Source organism: Snuella sedimenti, assembly GCF_016428595.1.
GTDB lineage: Bacteria > Bacteroidota > Bacteroidia > Flavobacteriales > Flavobacteriaceae > Snuella > Snuella sedimenti.
The window spans coordinates 1-20538 of record NZ_JAELVQ010000016.1; the positions used below are offsets into that span (position 1 = coordinate 1).

General features: G+C 35.2%; 14 protein-coding genes. 5 read left to right on the forward strand and 9 right to left on the reverse strand.

What is annotated here, in order from left to right:
• Positions 1-201 precede the first annotated feature (201 nt).
• Positions 202-2997, forward strand: coding sequence for an excinuclease ABC subunit UvrA (gene uvrA, locus JF259_RS12000; RefSeq protein ID WP_199115576.1), 2796 nt, complete (start codon positions 202-204; stop codon positions 2995-2997).
• Between the two features lie 23 nt (positions 2998-3020).
• Here the strand turns inward: uvrA and JF259_RS12005 are convergent, their stop codons facing one another.
• Complete coding sequence (locus JF259_RS12005) at positions 3021-4094, reverse strand: DUF3667 domain-containing protein (RefSeq protein WP_199115577.1); 1074 nt, start codon at positions 4092-4094, stop codon at positions 3021-3023.
• 211 nt (positions 4095-4305) lie between these two features.
• Here JF259_RS12005 and JF259_RS12010 point away from each other — a divergent pair, with 211 nt between their 5' ends.
• Entirely contained in the window at positions 4306-4998 is a 693-nt protein-coding gene (locus tag JF259_RS12010; protein ID WP_199115578.1) for a hypothetical protein, read from the forward strand.
• Positions 4999-5081: 83 nt separating this feature from the next.
• Here the strand turns inward: JF259_RS12010 and JF259_RS12015 are convergent, their stop codons facing one another.
• Positions 5082-6137, reverse strand: a complete 1056-nt coding sequence (locus tag JF259_RS12015) for a bestrophin family protein (RefSeq protein ID WP_199115579.1) — start codon at positions 6135-6137, stop codon at positions 5082-5084.
• 216 nt (positions 6138-6353) lie between these two features.
• Here JF259_RS12015 and JF259_RS12020 point away from each other — a divergent pair, with 216 nt between their 5' ends.
• On the forward strand, positions 6354-7586 hold the full coding sequence (locus JF259_RS12020; protein WP_199115580.1) for a hypothetical protein: 1233 nt from the start codon (positions 6354-6356) through the stop codon (positions 7584-7586).
• A 196-nt stretch (positions 7587-7782) separates the two neighbouring features.
• Here JF259_RS12020 and JF259_RS12025 read toward each other — a convergent pair whose 3' ends face one another.
• The 4 genes from JF259_RS12025 to JF259_RS12040 all read right to left on the reverse strand — a co-directional run bounded on the left by JF259_RS12025 (position 7783) and on the right by JF259_RS12040 (position 13449).
• Positions 7783-9240 (reverse strand): oligosaccharide flippase family protein, encoded by a 1458-nt coding sequence (locus JF259_RS12025; RefSeq protein WP_199115581.1) that lies wholly within the window; start codon positions 9238-9240, stop codon positions 7783-7785.
• Positions 9240-10520 carry a glycosyltransferase gene (locus JF259_RS12030; protein ID WP_199115582.1) on the reverse strand — a complete coding sequence of 427 codons (1281 nt, stop codon included), beginning with the start codon at positions 10518-10520 and terminating at the stop codon, positions 9240-9242. The genes JF259_RS12025 and JF259_RS12030 overlap by 1 nt, the downstream gene beginning before the upstream one ends.
• 79 nt (positions 10521-10599) lie before the next feature.
• Positions 10600-13026, reverse strand: coding sequence for a YfhO family protein (locus JF259_RS12035; RefSeq protein WP_199115583.1), 2427 nt, complete (start codon positions 13024-13026; stop codon positions 10600-10602).
• Positions 13027-13056: 30 nt separating this feature from the next.
• Positions 13057-13449 (reverse strand): DUF4834 family protein, encoded by a 393-nt coding sequence (locus tag JF259_RS12040; RefSeq protein ID WP_317192082.1) that lies wholly within the window; start codon positions 13447-13449, stop codon positions 13057-13059.
• Between the two features lie 49 nt (positions 13450-13498).
• Here JF259_RS12040 and JF259_RS12045 point away from each other — a divergent pair, with 49 nt between their 5' ends.
• Both JF259_RS12045 and JF259_RS12050 read left to right on the forward strand, forming a co-directional pair.
• Entirely contained in the window at positions 13499-14479 is a 981-nt protein-coding gene (locus JF259_RS12045) for a transporter (RefSeq protein WP_199115584.1), read from the forward strand.
• Positions 14480-14509: 30 nt separating this feature from the next.
• Positions 14510-15631, forward strand: coding sequence for a GTP cyclohydrolase (locus JF259_RS12050; RefSeq protein WP_199115585.1), 1122 nt, complete (start codon positions 14510-14512; stop codon positions 15629-15631).
• 61 nt (positions 15632-15692) lie between these two features.
• Here the strand turns inward: JF259_RS12050 and JF259_RS12055 are convergent, their stop codons facing one another.
• The 3 genes from JF259_RS12055 to JF259_RS12065 all read right to left on the reverse strand — a co-directional run bounded on the left by JF259_RS12055 (position 15693) and on the right by JF259_RS12065 (position 20404).
• Positions 15693-16952: an aminotransferase class I/II-fold pyridoxal phosphate-dependent enzyme gene (locus JF259_RS12055; protein WP_199115586.1), complete on the reverse strand. Its 1260-nt coding sequence runs from the start codon at positions 16950-16952 to the stop codon at positions 15693-15695.
• A 260-nt stretch (positions 16953-17212) separates the two neighbouring features.
• Positions 17213-18253 carry a PLP-dependent cysteine synthase family protein gene (locus JF259_RS12060; protein ID WP_199115587.1) on the reverse strand — a complete coding sequence of 347 codons (1041 nt, stop codon included), beginning with the start codon at positions 18251-18253 and terminating at the stop codon, positions 17213-17215.
• 81 nt (positions 18254-18334) lie between these two features.
• The gene (locus tag JF259_RS12065; RefSeq protein WP_233164250.1) at positions 18335-20404 is read right to left on the reverse strand and encodes a S9 family peptidase; all 2070 of its coding nucleotides are present in this window, start codon (positions 20402-20404) and stop codon (positions 18335-18337) included.
• Positions 20405-20538 lie beyond the last annotated feature (134 nt).

Consider the following 20538-nt stretch of genomic DNA (forward strand, 5'->3'; position numbering starts at 1 on the left):
CTCCTGATAAAACACTCTTCGATAGAGATAATTATGGTAGCCAACTGAGAATAGCCCTATAAACAAAGAGATGCTGAGCTTTTTTTAAATGTTTGGAAAAAACTTTCGGACGGCTATGACCAAAAACAGCTTTGTAGAGCAATAAATTTACACAAGATAAATACTTATAGTATCTTTGCAAGATTATTCGTTTTAAAGCTTATGAACACTACCATTTCTGAAGTTAGCCCAAAGCATAATATCATTATAAAAGGAGCAAAACTCCACAATCTAAAAAATATTGATGTTGTTATTCCCAGAAATAAGTTAGTGGTCATTACCGGCTTATCGGGTTCCGGAAAATCTAGCTTGGCCTTCGACACATTATATGCCGAAGGCCAAAGACGCTATGTCGAGAGTTTATCCAGTTATGCTCGCCAGTTTTTAGGCCGACTTAACAAACCCAAAGTTGACTATATAAAAGGAATTGCTCCTGCAATTGCCATCGAACAAAAAGTAAACTCTACCAACCCCCGTTCCACAGTTGGGACTACCACAGAGATTTACGATTATTTAAAACTATTATTTGCCAGAATTGGTAAAACATACTCTCCCAAATCGGGCAATGAGGTTAAAAAGGATACTGTTTCAGATGTTTTAGACTATTTAAAAACATTCCCTGAAGGCGAAAAGTTACTGCTCCTATCTCCAATTCATTTAGAAGAGGGTCGTTCTATGGCCGATAAGATCAAAACCTTGCAACAACAAGGTTATGCCCGCATTAAGGTAAATGGTTCTGTTATTAGAATAGATGGCATTGAAGATATATCCAAAATACCGCCTAATGACATTTACTTAGTAGTAGATAGAATTATATTAAAAGAAGAAGAAGATTTTCATAACCGTTTGGCCGATGCGATTCAAATTGCATTTTTTGAAGGCAAGGGAGCTTGTATTATTGAAATACTTTCTAATGGGGAACAACGCCTTTTTAGTAATAAATTTGAATTGGACGGAATGAATTTCCTAGAACCCAATGTGCATTTATTCAGCTTTAACAATCCATACGGTGCTTGTCCTAAATGTGAAGGATATGGTGATATTATTGGTATTGACGAGGACTTGGTTATTCCCAATACCGGACTTTCCATATATGAAAATGCTATTTTTCCGTGGCGTGGAGAAAGTATGAGTTGGTATCGCGATCAACTAGTAAACAATTCACACAAATTTGATTTTCCAATCCACAAACCTTACTTCGAGCTTAACGAAACGTACAAACAACTTATTTGGGAAGGAAATCAATACTTTGAAGGGTTAAATGATTTCTTTGCAGAGCTGGAATCGAAAGCTTATAAAATTCAAAATCGCGTTATGTTATCCCGTTACCGCGGTAAAACAACATGCAAGAACTGCAAAGGAAAACGCTTACGTGCAGAGGCCAATTATGTAAAAATTGGAGGTGCAACAATCACCGATTTGGTAGAAATGCCCGTAAACAAATTAGCTGTTTTCTTTAAACAACTGGAATTAAATGATCATGATACAAAAATTGCCAGTCGCTTATTAAAAGAAATTAGTAATAGACTGTCTTTTCTTTCTAATGTCGGATTGGACTATTTAACATTAAACAGGAAGTCAAACACCTTATCGGGGGGCGAAAGTCAACGAATTAATCTGGCGACTTCCTTGGGCAGTAGTTTGGTGGGTTCCATGTATATATTGGATGAACCTAGTATTGGCCTGCACCCAAAAGACACCGAACGCCTAACCTCGGTTTTAAAATCATTACGCGATCTAGGTAATACGGTTATTGTTGTTGAACACGATGAAGATATTATGAAAGCTGCCGATTGCATTATTGATATTGGCCCTGAGGCGGGCACTTACGGTGGACAAGTGGTTGCTTATGGTACCTATACAGATATTTTAGCTTCTAACTCTTTAACAGCAAAATACTTAAACGAAACACTAAAAATAGAAGTTCCCAAAACACGCAGAACATCAAGCTTTTATGTGGATATTATTGGTGCTCGTGAAAATAACTTAAAGAATATCGATGTGCGTTTCCCTTTGGGAATGCTAACGGTTATTACCGGCGTTTCTGGAAGTGGTAAGAGTACTTTAGTAAAAAAAATACTGTTCCCTGCATTACAAAAAAAGCTAACAGATTTTAGTGATAGACCGGGACAGTTTTCAAAACTGGAGGGTCATTTTAGTAACATCAAACATATTGAGTTTGTTGATCAAAATCCTATCGGACGTTCCTCCAGATCCAATCCAGTCACCTACATTAAAGCCTACGATGATATTCGTTCTTTGTTTGCAAAACAAAAATTAAGTGCTATAAGAGGATACCAAGCCAAACACTTCTCTTTTAATGTAGATGGCGGACGCTGTGAAACATGTAAAGGTGAGGGCGAAGTAACTATAGAAATGCAATTCATGGCCGATGTGCACCTAGAATGTGAAACATGCAAAGGCAAGCGTTTTAAAAAGGAAGTTTTGGAAGTGAATTTTGCCGAAAAGAATATTGATGATATTCTAAATATGACCATAGACAATGCCATTGCTTTCTTTGAAGCTCACAACCAGCCCAAAATAAAAAATAAACTAAAGCCCCTACAAGATGTAGGTCTAGGTTATGTTACTCTGGGACAAAGCTCTTCGACGCTTTCTGGTGGAGAGGCCCAACGTATAAAATTAGCGTCATTCCTAGGCAAAGGTAACAACAAAGATAAAGCCCTTTTTATTTTTGACGAACCAACGACTGGTTTGCACTTCCACGACATTCAAAAGTTATTGACATCGTTTACGGCTCTTATCAAAAAGGGGCATTCTATAATTGTAGTAGAACACAATGTGGAACTTATAAAGTGCGCTGACCATATTATTGACTTGGGTCCAACTGGAGGTGAACATGGAGGTTATGTAGTTGCCAGTGGCACGCCAGAAGCTATTGTTAACATAGAGGCTTCTGAAACGGGAAAATATTTGAAGGACAAATTATTTGATTAGGAGTATTTATTGGTAAAGTTTGGTCAGTAAAACATAAAAGCTCCAATTCCAACTATTATTGCAGCCAACGGTAACACAAATAACAGAAATGTAAATGCTACTATATTTGCCTTAAAAAAGCTTATTCCCCACCCTTGGCCATAGAACCGTTTAACGGCCAAAAACAAATAGAAAAATGTAGACAACATAAGGAGTGTCACAATAAAACCAGGCACCTCCACAAGGAATTCTGCGATTATTAGCAAACTAAACACCATAAATAAGAACGCAAAAAAGTAAAAGGTAAATACCAAGTGGTGTGAAAAACTACCACGTTTGTAAAATAATAACTTTAAAATAACTGCGAAAATGGGTAGTAAAATAAACATAGCAAGTGGAATACTATCATAAAAAGCCTGAACAAGTGCACCACCATTACGTTGTCTATACAACTTTAATAATTGGCTGTATAATTTGTGTTGAAAGGCACTTGGATCTTCAGACATCCCCATAGCCTCTAAAATTCGATCTTCCTCTGCACCGATATTAGTTAAAGAATCCACAATCCTCTTATTAAACCCTAAAACCGTTTTGGGTTCAACCTTTTTTCCTGTAATAGAATTTACCAAAGTATCTGAAGCACCAATTCCTTCCTTTTCAACTACACCCGTTACAACGTTTTTAAGCTTATTGCTCTCTGCTATCTCTTTTGTTTCCAAAGAATCAATGGAGTCCTTAACGTCAAGACTGTCAATCACATCGGCTTTATGCATAGTCTCTTTAAAATTCTTATCCATGCTCTCCACTTGATCTCTACTTATAAAGGAAAACAAAAAGAAAAACACCACCGAAATAAACAGATAGACTTGTGCTGGGTGAATATACAATAAACGCTTTCCTTCAATAAAACGCTTAGCCAAATACCCTGGTTTAACCATAAGTGGAATAAAACTCTTAAAAAAACGGGCATCAAAAGAAAAATAATTGCTTATAGTATTATAAAATAAAACACCTAAGGTTAACTCGTCATTAGCCTTCTGACCACAATAAGGGCAAAATTGAAAATTAGACTCGAATTTCTTTTCACAGTTCTTGCAAGTAATTTGTTTATCCAACATCAATGGTAATTATTCCTATAAAAATACCAATTGTTATGATTATAAAAAATAATTCCGCCTTTATTTAACGCCTTATAAACCATTATTTTACACGGGTTTAAAATGTCTTACAATCAACTATTCTATTTTTTTGGCACGCATCTTGAAAGTTTAGGGATATAAGCGAAAGCCGAAACGCTAAAGAGTAGGCATAATATTAAATCCTATGACTATGAAAAAACTAGTACTTTTTTTTAGTGGTTTGCTAATGAGCATAACTACCATAACAGCATTGGAAACAACCAATTTAAATCATGAGAAGCCTTCGGATATTTCAAAACGCTATAGCTATGCACAACCTATTGCGTTTATGGAACGTGGCATAGCGTTTTTAATATTTCCTGATGGAAGTTTTGATTTTAATACCCATAGCGATGAACATTTCTATAATGACTACTATAGAAACAACACCAGAAGAAATGTTATAAACGCTACCTATAGAGGGCCTCATGTAAACATTAATTATAGTTCAACAAATACTAGAGGAGTATTTATATCGCGTGACAGATACGGGAAAATTAGACGTATTGGTAATGTCTACTTAAACTATAGTAGAAATGGAAAAATAACGCGGGTAGGCAATGTGTTTTTAAAATATAATCGTGGAAACGGATTATTAAAACAAGTCGGAAACCTACATGTTAGATACAATCACTGGGGTGAAATCGTAAATATTAGAGGTCAAGTAAACCATTATAACAATAACTGCAATGCTTGTGGCATGTTATCATGTACAACAGATCATAATCATGATCATGGCTACTACAACAACAGTAATTGGAATGATAATTATGATGCTGATGATCATTATTATTACTACAAACAAAATGGTAAAGTGAAAAAGCACAAGAAGAATAAACGATAGATCTTTATATTTTATTTTAGTTAGTAAATCGAAAAGCCCGAAAACAAATGAACTTTCGGGCTTTTCTTATTTAAAATTCAAGTTTACATTTGCGTGTGATTTTTAATTTCAAACGGCTTTGGCACACTATCCTGTTCTCCAAGGTTCTGCCTTAAATCTATTTCTATTCCTCTCGAAATAGCAGAAATAGGAACATCGTTAGCCGAACCTTCAAACGGATTTTCTCCCACTCTACCAATTCTATTCATTGTGTGGAATATCCACATTACAATTACCGAAAAAGGCACAGCCAACCATAAAAACCAATGTTCAGCTCCTGAAAGCCTTTCGGTAAGCTTTATCCCCAATTCATGAAACTGACCTACTATAGCAATAGGAAGTGTAAAAATAAAGATCCAGGTAAAGTAATGCAGAATAGAAGCAAACTGTCTGGGATACGGAAAATTCTTGATCCTTTCCGATTTTCCTTGATGTGTAAATAACTCCTCTATTACATTTTCAAGTTCTAAAAATGAAAACTCCCAAATCAAACCACGTTCTTTCAGTGCTCTTAAGTGGTGGGATTGCAGATAAAGAATGGCTGTCTGTTTATTCGTCTTATTTTCTATATACTGTATTTCTTTTTCAGAAAGGTAGGGCTGCACTGCTTCATTAAAAGACATATGAAACTCAGGTACATGAATTTTTTTTGCCCATTCTTTATTGGTACGTTCTTTCATAATATATTCCCAAGGTTTGGGTTCTCTCATTGCGTAACGCAAAGCCGTCAACCAAGCTATGTGTCTGTAAGTTATTATTTTTACTTCCTTCTCTATCGCTTCTTCACTTAACGGATTCCGTGTATGGTCGTTGTTCACATAATCTTGCACCATCATACCAAAGGTTCTTGAGGAGTTAACTATGGCTCCCCAAATTTGCCTGGCTTCCCATATACGACCATAAGCGGCATTACTTTGAAAACCAATAATAAATGCTACAGCTGTACCAACCAACGCAATAGGTGTAAACGGTATTTGTAAAAGACCATCACTAAACACAAATAGCAAAACTTCTATTATGGCAATGCCAATGAACTGTAAAGCCTCGATTCGCGTCCATAAAAACATGTCCTTAAATCCAAAAATCTTCCTTATATACATAGATATTACTTTAGATTAATTATTAAGAAAAATAGCCGATATACTTTAATATATTCTGATATAAAAGCAAGCTTCACTTTTTATTCTCATATAAACAAATATAAGGTTAACTAAACACAAAATACAATTCATTGATTTACTGCACAATAACACGTAAACAGTTTTTTGGCACGTTGTTTGTAATTTCTAAAGCATATCACATTAAATTCTATAATTATGAAAAAGTTAATAATCATCTTTGGAGCTTTAGTCTTTGGACTTACTTACGGCTCTACTACAAACAACACTAACCTTAACGCAACTACTTTAGTTAAAGGTTACAGTAATTCTTTCATTTTTATAGAAGGTGGAATTGAGTTCTCTGTTTTTCCCGATGGACAATTCGACTTTTATATGCCTCATTACGGTCCCAAAGTAAATGTGTCGATTGGTGGCCCGCACTTCGATTTTAGTTTTAACTCGGGATACGACTATAACGCTTATGTTCAATACGACGAATTTGGTGCAATAATCCAAGTAGAGAATGTCCCTATTTATTATGATTACTATGGGCGTATTATCCAAGCTGGCAATGTAAACATACATTACAACAATTTTGGATACATAACGCGTGTTGGTGGTTTATATGTACATTATAACAGGCACCGTGTATTTTCACACTGCACTGGTTTTATAAATGTTTACAACAGGCATTATGTATATCGCCCTTGGCACAGATACTATCGTACACCACATATTAATCACTGTGTAGTTTACAATCGTCCGTATAGACAATATTATCGTCCCGTACGTTACGTATACAAAAGACCTTTTTACAACAACTACAGACCTAGAACAGCTGTAGCTAGTAGACGCGGACATAGTATAACAAGAAGCAGAAACTATGCAACTGCATATAGAAGCACGCGAAACAGAACAGAAATAGCAAGACATTCAACTAATAGCACCAGACGTTATACCTCGCAAAGTTCAGCCCCCAATAGAAATGCAAGACACTCAACTACTAACACAAGACGTTATGCCTCGCAAAGTACCGCCCCCAATAGAAACAATACCTCTATTAGTAGAACTTCTCGTATTGCGAGTTCAAATAGAGATTATGTGAAACGAGATAACAATGTCGTTAACAGGGTAAATAGAAACACCCGATCAACCCATAATGTTAACAGGTCTACTAGGCCAAATGTGAGTAATACTCGCGAAAACACTAACATTAAACACAGAAACACGCGGAGCATACAAAATCCAAAAAGCAATAATACACGTACATATACTAAAAGCAACAATGTAAGAAACACAAAACAAGCGACTTCTAACTATTCAAAAAGTAAGCCTAGAACAACGCAACGCGTACAATCAAGGTCAACGCAAAGTAGAGGTAAAATAGCAAACAATAGAAGTGTTTCGAAAAGTAATAATATACAATCGTCTAAAAATAGAAGACGGTAAATAAATTTGGTTGGTTAGTTGGAAAGCCCTGCAATATGTATGCCTCAAAGCAACATTGCAGGGTTTTCTCTTTTGAAGTAACTTTCTGAATGCCTCCAGCCATTAAATATACTCAACAACAAGGCTTTCAGATGGCATACTTTCTACGATTAAGTGAGCAATAACACGTCTTAAAATTAAACCGCTTCTTATTTTCTTAGTTTCTTCTTAAAAACCTGTCTAAAAGAGAATTAACTATCTTGGAAATTTTAAAATAATATACGACATAGCCATAAATAAATGAAACCATTAATGATTTAAGACCGATGTTTATAACTGGATGAAAAGGAAAGTCCCAAAAATAAAAAATAAAAAAGCATAATACAATTAGTAGTAACATGCTCAATGTAGCCTTAGTAAATGGCTGCATTTTAAAAGAATGCTTCACAAATAACACCTTAGATAGGTTATAAAACATAACTGATATAAAAGTAGCATAAGCAGCCCCGTTAATTCCAAATGCAGGTATAAACAATGTATTGAGCACCACGGTAACAATTACCAACAAAGCACCTAACAATAGTACCATTCTATAATAATCACTATTAAACAATATAGCATTATTGTTTCCCAACAGGTTATCCGTAAGTTTGGCAACACCTATCAAAATAACTATTAGTAGTCCGCCACTAAACTTTTCTGGTATTAAATGGTAGAGTTCATTTATGTTCAAAACAATTAATAGAAAGATGAGTCCGCTAACTATAAATAGGTTTAAAGAGCTCTTTTGATACAAGTTTTTAAGTTCTATCATATCCTTTTCATTTAGCAGCTTTGCGGTTAAAGGACTGGTTATTTGGTGCATTGCACGTGACGGCACCCCAATAACACTGGCAATATAAATAGCAACCCCATAGTAAGCTACATTTTCAATTTGAATATAATGTCCTAGCATAAACTTATCTATTTCCAAGATAACATTAGCCACCGATCCAGCAATAATAATCAATGCCGAATAGTTTAAAATATTCCTTATGCCCAATAGTTTGGTAAACTTAAAGACAGGGCGCCTTATACTAAACGCATATAAGGCCATTACAACTAAACGTATTATATAAACACCAACGATACTATAAATTAGCTGATCGACATTTAACATTTCAAAATACAGACAAAACAATAAAATGGTAGTCGCTATTCTATGAAATAATTCCTTCATAAAGTTGCCCAACACACTTTGCATTTGTACGCGGCTCCAAGCATAAAATATCTCGAAATAAGCAAATGCTATGGCCGAGATATAAATCAGCAAAATATAATCTTCTATTATTGGGTTTTCCTTAGTCAGCCAATTACTTATGGTATCGAAAGCAACATAACCAATAAGCCCAAAAGGAAGAATAACTACCAGGGGCAGTATTAACATCATGGTTAAAAAGCTATTTTGTGATTGCCTTGTTTTAAAAGACGAATAAAATTTAATAATGGTATTATGAACCCCAAATGCCATTAAGGGCATCATAACATTGGCTGTAGAAAAAATAAATGTTATCAATCCAAAATAGACATCACTAATAAAATTAGTAAATAAAAATAATACGTTAATGGCTCCTACTCCAAATCCCAAATAAGTGGTCAAGGTATTTTTAATAGATTGAGAAACAACGATGCCCATTATATTAATTTAGATAAAGATTCTGTTAATGCCTTTCGGCTATATTTTTTTAAACCTATGGGATATGGTTGTAAGCTACCTTCTCTATAAGCTTTGTAATGATCTAAAATAGTAGTTTTTAACATGCCATAAGCATCATAATAGAAATAGGCACCTGTATTAGTTTCTTTTAAAATGCTTTCCACATCCGACCCCTTTGGACCTAAAGCAATTATTGGCCTATCCGATACCATATATTCAAACAGTTTTCCGGGAATAATACATTTGGTGTCCTCGGAATCTATTTCAATAAGTAACAAAACCTGTGATTGTTTTTGATATTTAACCGACTCACTATGGGAAACGTAACCAACTTCATTAGTATACCCTATTAAACCATACTTGTTAATCTCTTTTAATACATTATCGCTAACATAACCAACTAGGTTTAACTGAAAACCTCTAGCAAACTGTTTGTTTTCAATAACCAAATCACTTAAAACCTGCCATAAAACCTCTGGATTACGTTTGGACAATAAAGACCCTATGTGCGCCAAAGTAAACTTAGCATCAAGCACAGTCTCCCCTACCGTTTCCACATCATAACCATTAGTAATAACCTCAATAGGCTGTGAAGTAAGCCCTTCGAATTCTTTTTTGGTAACCGAGCTTGTTACGATAATCCTATCGGCTGTATTTAAAACCTTAAGTTCTAATTCTTTGTGCTTTTGCTTTGACCGTTGTGTTAACTTTAATTGTTTGTGATACCCAATAGTAGTCCATGGATCCCTAAAGTCGGCGATCCATTGCAGTCCTAATTGTTCCTTTAATTGTAAACCAATGAGGTGCAAGCTATGAGGAGGCCCCGTAGTTATAATGGTATCAATATTGTTACCTTTTAAATAATTTAAAAGAAATCCTACTGATGGTTTTACCCAAGCTTTCCTTGCATCTGGGATAAAGAAATTTCCTCGCACGTAAAGCATTAGCCTTTCGATTAACGATTGCCTTTTGGTTTCAGGAATTATGCCTTTACTTATTGTATATGATGATTTTTTTGAAAACAGTCCAGCAAGCTTGTAAGGCTCCTTAATAGGCTGTTTTAAAACTGTAAGTTTATCTGAAACATCGGAAGTTAAACTATCATCTTGTATGGGGTAATTAGGGTTTTCTGGGGTATAAACAATGGGTTCTATATCAAAATCTGGCAAATACTTAACAAATTTTAACCAGCGTTGTACTCCTGGCCCTCCTGCTGGTGGCCAATAATAAGTAACTATGAGTACTTTTTTTTTATCCATTCCTATTGTTTCAACAAAATGCGGGAACTTAATGGTAATCTCGTTTCAATTTAAGCCCTATCCTCTCAAGAATATCAAACTACTTTTTCTTAATCCCATAAAATAATCCTCCCAAGAGCAACAAAACAAAAACTATGGAACTTGCAAAAGCAATACGACTACCTGTCTTAACGACTTGGGGATCAAACTTAAACTCTATGGTATGGGATCCTGCTGGTATTTCCATTCCTCTCAATACATAATTAACACGTATATGATCGGCTGCTTTACCATCTATAAAAGCTTTCCAGCCTTTGGGGTAATACACTTCTGAAAATACAGCAAAGCCATCGTTAGCATTCTCCGATTTATATTTTAAGTAATTGGGCTTATGGTCTACCAGTTGAATTGAAGCTACGGAATCTACCTTAAAACTCGGAATGCCACCAGACTTGAATCGGCTTCCGAAATCGACGGTGTTAAGCACGGCTACTTGTTTGTTATTTAGACTATCCAAAGCCTTTATTTCTTCATTAGCAGAACTTACAACTTTAAAATCTTTAATAAACCAAGCATTTCCATTAGCTTCTGTATTGGTATACTTAAAAAGCTGCCCCTTTTCCCCTTGTGCAATAATATACTTGGTATTTAGCATATTAAGTACATTCATATTATTCGTTGTTACATAAAAATCAAAAACATCTTCATAACGCTTTAATTTAGCTGCATGATAACCATTCAAGGAATTATGAAAATAAGAAGCTCTAGCACCAGAAGATGTTACATCAAACACTCTAAAATATGTTGTGTCCTTCAATATCTCCTTATCCACTTCATTAGCCTGATAGGGTGTACTTACTTGCCTAGCCGACACAAAATCATCGTTATTTACATAACGCCTATCAACACCAACTAAATCAAAAAGAATAAGTACTCCAAAACCAACAATCAACCATTGCTCTTTTATCTTCTCTTTTAAAAACATAAACATTATACCAGCAGAAAGCAACACTAGCAGTAGTGTTCTAATGCTATCCTCAACGAAAAGGGTACGCCTGTCTTCCTTTACAGCATCAATAAAAGCCTGGCCATAGTTTTGCCTATAGAAACCATCATTGATTCCTGAGAAATCAAACAATGAATTTTTGAAAAGTAAAAATATTAGTGCAATACCCCCTGTAATACCCAGACTGTATTTTAAATTTTTTAATATTTCTTCGTGGTCCCTTTCCTTTTTTAATAGCGTATGTAATCCAAAAACAGCTAATACAGGAACACACAATTCTAAAATAACCTGAATGGAACTTACTGCTCTAAACTTATTATACAGTGGTACATAATCGATAAAGAAATCTGTCAATGCTCCAAAATTTTTCCCATAAGATAATAGTAATGACAAGATCGTTCCGCCAACAAGCCACCATTTTAAACGGCCTTTAACTAAAAACAATGCAAATACAAATAAAAACAAGACAACCGCACCTATATAAGCTGGCGCCTCTACAATAGGCTGATCGCCCCAATACATTGGAGCATGCTTAGCTCCTTCAGCAGCTTGGGCTGTTGTAGCCCCTATCTTTCTATATGCATTGTATGTAGCCGAATCTTTGCCAACATCTTCTCCATTTCCCCCACCCATAAATCGTGGTATAAAAAGGTTAAATGTCTCTGCTATTCCGTAACTAAACTGCGTAATATAATCTCGATCCAGCCCAGTAGTCACCTCCTTAGGTGTTCCATCTGGATTTACGGTTAATTCGCTTTTACTTCGAGAGCTTTCCTTTACGTACTCTTGAGTTGCCAAAATACTGGTGGCATTTAAAGCTATAGACAATAATACTGCAAACCCCAAAGTACCTATTGATTTAAAATAATGGAGCAACTGCTTGGTTCTATAAGCATCCACCAAATAAGCAATCCCTAAAATAATTACCAATAACAATAAGTAATAAGTCATTTGGAAATGATTAGCCACAAGTTCCAACCCCATTGCAACGGTAGTCAGTAAAAATCCACCAATGTATTTCCGCTGAAACGTCAGCAATATACCACTAAGCACTAACGGCATATAGGCAATAGCGTGGGCTTTACTGTTATGCCCTACTCCCAATATAATGATAAGATACGTAGAAAAACCAAAGGCCAACGCTCCCAAGGCAGCAAGCTTAAAATCGACTTTTAAGACTAATAAGAGCATATAAAACCCTAAAAAATAAAGAAATAAATAATCAGCTGGACGTGGCAAAAACCGAAGCGTTAAGTCTAGCTTTTTGATATAATTATGTGGATACTTGGCTCCTAGTTGATAGGTAGGCATACCGCCAAAGGCACTGTTAGTCCAATAGGTTTCTTCACCGATATGGGTTCTAAAATCATTTTGTTGCTTAGCCATACCAATGTACTGCATGATATCGCTTTGAAACAGTTGTTTCCCTTTTAAAACTGGACTAAAATAGCCTAAAGAAAGTATAACAAAACCTAATAGAACAAGTAAGTGCGGAAGTACTCTTTTAGTTGAAAATTGCATGAAAAGTGATTAAAAACAATGGTCGTGAAATTAATCAATTTCTTCGTAATCTACATAATCTCCTACATCTTTATTTGAAGTTTTGGTATTTGGAATTTTATCTATACTAACCTCTCCTTCTTTTTTAGGTTGTTCTTGCTTAGGTCTATTTTGAGATTGATCAAATTGACCTCCAAAGCGTTGCTCCGCTTTTTTTACTACATACTTAGCTAGAAACGGCATAAACAAGCGTGCCAAAATTTTAACACCAAAATACACCATTAGAATGATCAATATCGTTCTTAATAACCCAACTGCTGAAGCATATTGTAACATAGAAACATCTTTTTTGCAAAAATACAATTCTATATGTTTAAAAATCGATGAAAAATGATAAAAAAAGTATAAAATATCTATATTTGATTCCAATTTGTGTGCATTCATCCTGTATACTTCTAAAATTCGCTCTGTTTTATTTTTAAAACTTTAAATTATGAACCCTATCAAATCTGCCTTAATTCTTTTTAGCTTTATTGTTTCAGCACCAGCCTATTGTCAATACACAGAAGTTATAAACTCCAATAGACCCGGGGTATCCCGAAGTGCTTTTTCTGTCGGCACCAATGTGGCTCAATTTGAAGTAGGCCCTTATATTCTAAAAGAAGAAAGGACTCCTGCTGCTGCTTACGAAGTTTCAGGATTTGGAATTGATTTTGCCGCCAGATACGGTTTGCTTTTTGAAGAGTTGGAACTAAATTTTGAGGGCACTTACCAAAATGACACTAAAACCTATACCTCTAATATTGCCTCCGAAGACAAACGCTCCAATTTTAAACATTTAACCTTGGGCGCTAAATACCTTGTTTTTGACCCCTATAAAAATTCTGAAGCAGACAAACCCAACCTATACAGCTGGAAGGCAAACCATAGTTTTAAATGGCGTTCTTTAATACCTGCTGTTTCAGTTTACGCAGGTGCTAATTACGACACAAAAACCAATCCTTATACAGCTCCGGGCATTGAAGGTTTTAGTCCAAAAGTTATGATCGCTACTCAAAACAACTTTGCTGGTGGCTGGGTGTTTGTTATGAATTTTATTAAGGATAGAATTGGCACAGATCAATCCGATTTCCAGTACATCCTTACGCTTACCCACTCGTTTAGCCCGAAATGGGTCGTGTTTGGAGAAACACAAGGTATTAAAAGTGATTTTTATGCAGACAACCTGTTTCGTTTTGGTGGCGCTTATTTATGGGGCAAAGATTTTCAGTTAGACACTGCATTAACATTTAACACCAAGGACACACCTTCTGTATTTAGCGTTAACTTTGGCATGTCTTATAGACTGGATTTCCATACAGACAAAGAACCTAAGGACATTAATAACGGTACTTCTGCCAAAGAAGAAAGAACCCGTCAATTAAATAGTAGAAAAACAAATAAAAGAAAAAAGAAGTCTCAGGATTTTAATTAAATATTTAACCTCTGGAGTTATTATTTTAATATGGTTACATTAAAAGAAGTAAAAACAAAAAAGGAATTAAAGGCGTTTGTCAAATTTCCTTTTAAATTATATAAAGGTTCCCCCTATTGGGTACCACCTATTATTAGTCAAGAGATGAAAACTTTTGACAAAAAGGAAAACCCGGTCTTTATGGATGCGGAAGCAACGATGTTTCTTGCTTATAAAAATAACGAAATTGTAGGTCGTGTTGCTGCCATAATAAATTGGTTGGAGGTAAACGGGCAAAATATAAAGAAAATGCGGTTTGGTTGGTTTGATTTTATTGATGACCTAGAAGTATCCCAAGCACTCTTTAACAAAGTAGAGGCTATTGGTAAAGCCCACGGCCTTTCCTATGCCGAAGGCCCCGTTGGTTTTTCCAATTTGGATAAAGTTGGTGTTATGACCGAAGGCTTTAACACACTTTCCACGATGATAACATGGTACAATCATCCATACTATGTTAAACATTACGAAGCTGCAAATTACACAATAGAAAAATCGTATTCCGAAAGTAGTTTCCCATTTAGTAATGTAAAACCTGAATTTTTCAAAAAAGCTCAAATACTTATAAAAAAGCGTTACCAGCTCACCGCTCTTAACTTCACAAAAACAGAAGATGTAATGCCCTATGTTAATAAGATGTTTGATCTGTTTAATGATAGCTATGCTGGTCTATCTTCGTTTGTAGCCATTACAGATATACAAAAGGAATATTTTAAAAATAAATTTATAAGTTTTATCAATCCTGAATATATCAAATTTGTTGTAGACTCAAAAGATAACCTCATTGCTTTTGCCATAGTAATGCCATCTTTTGCTAAAGCCTTACAAAAAGCTAAAGGCAAACTATTCCCTCTTGGTTTTAAACACATTCTGCAGGCAAAAAAACACAGTAAAGATGTTATTTTTTACTTGATAGGTATTCATCCGGATTATCAAAACAAAGGCATTCACGCTCTTATTTTTAATGAATACTACGATATTTTCACTAAAAAAGGTATCGAAACATGTCTTAGAACTCCAGAACTGGAAGATAATATTGCCATAAAACAAATTTGGAAGCATTTTAACCCAGAGGTTATAAGACGCCGAAAAACCTACAAAAAAGATATAGCATAAAACAAAAGCGGTGCGACTCACTTGAGTCGCACCGCTTTTTATATTGCATAGTCCATTTCAACTAACTTCCCATTGCTGCCATTACAGCAGCTGATAGGCGTTGATATGTTCCATTTTTTAAACGTTCCCTTATTGCATCGAAAGCATCTAATGTTCTAGTCACATCTTCAAGTGTATGTGTCGCAGTAGGTATTAATCGTAATAATATTAAGCCTTTTGGTATTACAGGATACACAACTATGGAACAGAAAATCCCATAATTTTCGCGTAAGTCTTTTACCAATGCCATCGCTTCAGGAATACTTCCTTCAAGATATACTGGTGTCACACAACTTTGTGTTGTCCCAATGTCAAAACCTCGATCCTTTAATCCACTTTGTAATGCTCTTGTATTCTCCCAAAGTTTATTTTTTAACTCTGGCATTGTTTTTAGCATGTCCAAACGCTTTAAAGCACCAACAACTAACTGCATTTGCAAAGATTTTGCAAACATTTGGGATCGTAAATTGTACTTTAGATAATCTATAATTTCTTGATCGGCCGCTATAAATGCACCCGTACTGGCCAAAGATTTTGCAAAAGTTGCAAAATATACGTCAATACCATCCTGTACTCCTTGCTCTTCACCTGCTCCAGCTCCTGTTTTCCCCAAGGTTCCAAAACCATGAGCATCATCTACCAAAAATCGGAAATTGTATTTCTCTTTTAAAGCAACGATTTCCTTTAAGCGCCCTTGCTCTCCTCTCATACCAAAAACGCCTTCTGAAATCACCAAAATACCGCCACCAGTTTGTTCTGCCATTTTAGTAGCTCGAGCTAAATTTTTCTCTAAGCTGTCAACATCATTATGCTTATAAGTGAATCGTTTACCCATATGCAAACGCACGCCGTCTATAATACAGGCATGTGCATCAACATCATAAACAATAATATCGTCTTTAGAAACTAAGGCATCTATGGTAGACACCATACCTTGGTAACCAAAATTTAAAAGATAAGCAGCCTCTTTATTTACAAATGAAGCAAGTTCATTTTGTAATTTCTCATGCAAAGCGGTATGTCCAGACATCATTCTTGCTCCCATTGGATAAGCCGAGCCATGATCGGCTGCTGCTTGCGCATCCACCTTACGGACTTCTGGATGGTTTGCCAGACCCAAATAGTCATTAATACTCCAAGTAATTACATCCTTTCCCTGGAACTTCATTCTATTGGAAATTTGACCTTCTAGTTTAGGAAACACAAAATATCCTTCAGCATGAGAAGCCCATTTTCCTAACGGTCCCTTGTCTTTATAAATCTTTTCAAATAAATCCTTCATTTATTACAAATCTTATTGCTATTAAAAAATTTAAGTCATAAAACCACCTCTGTAATTGCTTCATTGAAAAACAAAAACATAACTAAAACGTTCTGGTAAGCTTCATGAAAAAGTTTTTAGTCCTTGGTTAATTGATGCAAAATTAAATATTTATATGGTTTGACCATAATTTTTGCCTCCAATTATTTATAAAATAAAAAAAGAGACAACATTTTGCATTTTCAAAATTGTTATCTCTTTTAAATACTTTATTATATCGTTTATTTTATATACTCTATATTTTGGGCAGCTTCTACATTAACACTATCAAAAAAGCCTTGCTCATTCATCCATTTATCACTATAAATCTTACTCATATAGCGTGATCCGTGATCTGGAAAAATAACAACAACTGTATCGTCTTTCTTGAACGTTCCCTGTTCTCCTAATTGTTTGATAGCTTGCATGGCTGCTCCTGAAGTATACCCCACAAACAAACCTTCTTCTTTTGCTATCATTCTAGCAGTGTGGGCACTATCTTCGTCTGTTACTTTTACAAATTCGTCAATGATATCAAAATCCGTAGCACTAGGGATTAAGTTTTTTCCTAAGCCTTCAATGCGATAAGGATAAATCTCTTTCTCATCAAACTCACGCGTTTCATGGTACTTTTTTATAACAGATCCAAAAGCATCAACCCCAATAATTTTAACATCTGGATTTTGCTCTTTCAAATACTTAGCTGTACCAGAAATGGTACCTCCTGTCCCACTACAGGCAACAAGGTGGGTTATTTTTCCTTCGGTTTGTTTCCAAATTTCTGGACCAGTACTATTGTAATGTGCATCAATATTTAACTGATTAAAATATTGATTGATATAAACCGACCCTTTCATTTCTTCATGTAAACGCTTTGCTACCTGATAATATGATCTAGGATCATCGGCACTTACATGCGCCGGACAAACATAAACTTTAGCGCCCATTGTTTTGAGCATATCTATTTTATCGGCTGAAGATTTAGAACTCACAGCTAAAACACACTCGTACCCTTTTATGATACTTACCATAGCAATACTAAAACCTGTGTTACCAGAGGTAGTTTCTATAATCGTATCACCAGGCTTTAATATGCCTTTCTTTTCTGCTTGTTCTATAATGTAAAGCGCTATTCTATCTTTCGAAGAATTACCTGGATTGAAGGACTCTACTTTTGCAAAGAAATTACCTTCAAACTCCGAAGCAATTTTGTTAAGTTTAATAAGCGGAGTTTTGCCTACCAAATCTAATACATTATCAAAAACTTGATTTCTGTGTTTCATAAATGCTTTTTATAAGCTACGGTAATATTACTAAAAATAAATGTAACTCAAAACCATGCAAAAGTAAACATTTTTTTTATTCTATGAATGAATTCCCTCCAAATCTAATAAAAACGCATATTCTAAAGCTACTTCTTTTAAACTTTCAAAACGTCCCGATGCACCTCCGTGTCCCGAGTCCATATCAATAAAAAGCAGGAGTTTATTGTTGTCTTTTTTTAGTTCCCTAAGCTTAGCTACCCATTTAGCGGGCTCCCAATATTGCACTTGGGAATCATGCAAACCAGTAGTTACCAACATATGCGGATAATGTTTAGGTTCAATATTATCGTAAGGAGAATAAGACTTCATATAGTCATAGTATTCCTGTTGGTTGGGATTCCCCCATTCGTCATACTCACCGGTCGTTAATGGAATTGAATCATCCAACATGGTTGTGACCACGTCTACAAATGGTACGGCGGCAATAACACCATGATATAATTCAGGGTTCATATTTATAATGGCACCCATTAACAACCCTCCTGCAGATCCGCCATAGGCATACAAATGCTTACTCGATGTGTATTTTAAATTGATAAGGTGCTTAGAGCAATCTATAAAATCGTAAAACGTATTCTTTTTAGTTAATAGTTTTCCTTTTTCATACCAGTTTCTTCCTAAATATTCGCCACCACGAATATGCGCAATGGCATAAATGAAACCTCTATCCAACAAACTCAATCGGATACTGGAAAACGACGGATCTATGGTAGAGCCATAAGAACCATATGCGTATTGTAACAAAGGATTTGTTCCATCCAACTTAATACCTTTTCTATACACTAAAGAAATAGGAACCTGAACACCATCTCTTGCTGTTGCCCAAATACGTTCGGACACATAATTGGCTTTATCAAACTTCCCTCCCAGGACTTCTTGTTCCTTTTTTATTTCGCTTTGCTTTGTTTTAAAATTATAGTCGATTACAGCACTTGGAGACGTAAGGGAATTAAAACCATAGCGCAATATATCACTATCAAAATCAGGGTTGTTACCAATATAGGCTGTATAAGTTTCCGAATCGAAAGGCAAATAATAATCTTCGGTCTTATCCCAACTTATAATGCGTAAGTTGTTTAAACCATTTTCACGTTCATTAACTACCAAATAGTCCTTAAATATTTCTATATCTTCCAGAAGCACATTGTCTCTATGCGGAATAACATCTTCCCAAAAAGACTTTTCCGTATTGTTTTCGCTTGTTTTGAGCAATTTAAAATTGGTAGCTCCGTCGCAATTTGCTATTATATAAAAACTATTACCATAATGCGAGATACTGTATTCTAAATTACTTGTACGTTCTTGAAATACTTTAAAATCTTCATCTGGCGTATCGGCATTCAAAAAGCGATATTCTGAACTTAAGGTACTGCCAGAGCCAATAACAATATACTTTTTAGACTTTGTCTTATATACAAACGTATTGAAAGTTTCGTCGGTTTCATGGTATACCTCAATATCTTGCTCTGTACTGGTGTGCAACCTATGTTTAAATATCTTATGTGACCTAAGTGTCACTTCATCCTTCATCGTATAAAACAAGGTCTTATTATCATTTGCCCAGGTGGCTCCGCCGGTGGTATTTAATATTTTATCGGGATAAACCTCTCCCGTCTCCAGGTTCTTGATTTGAATGGTATACTGACGCCTACTAACCGTATCTACAGAAAAACAGGCTAGTTTATTGTCTGGACTAATAACGATACGGCCTAAATTAAAATAAGCATGATCTTTAGCCATTTCATTACAATCGAACAAAATTTCTTCGGGAGCCTCAAGGGTTTCCTTTTTGCGTACATAGACAGGGTAATCCTTTCCTTTTTCATACCGCGTTATATACCAATAGCCGTTAAACTTATATGGGACGGTTGTATCATCTTCCTTAATCCTCCCTTTCATCTCTTCAAAGAGCGCCTCCTGAAAACGCTCTGTATGCTTCATTTCCTGTTTTGTATAAGCGTTTTCAGCATTCAAATAATCGATAACCTCTGGATTTTCTCTGTTATTTAACCAATAATAATTATCTATTCTAATGTCACCGTGAATTTGTAATTCTTGAGGTATCTTCTTTGCACTGGGAGCATCAATGCTCACTATTTTGTCTGTCATTTGCCTTTCTTTTTTACAGGAGAGGGCAAAAATAAAGCTTAAGATCAAAATAATTGCTCCATTTTTCATTTTAATACATGTTACATATAAAATAACCTCTTAAATTTAATAATTTTGCAGCTGAAAAACTCAAA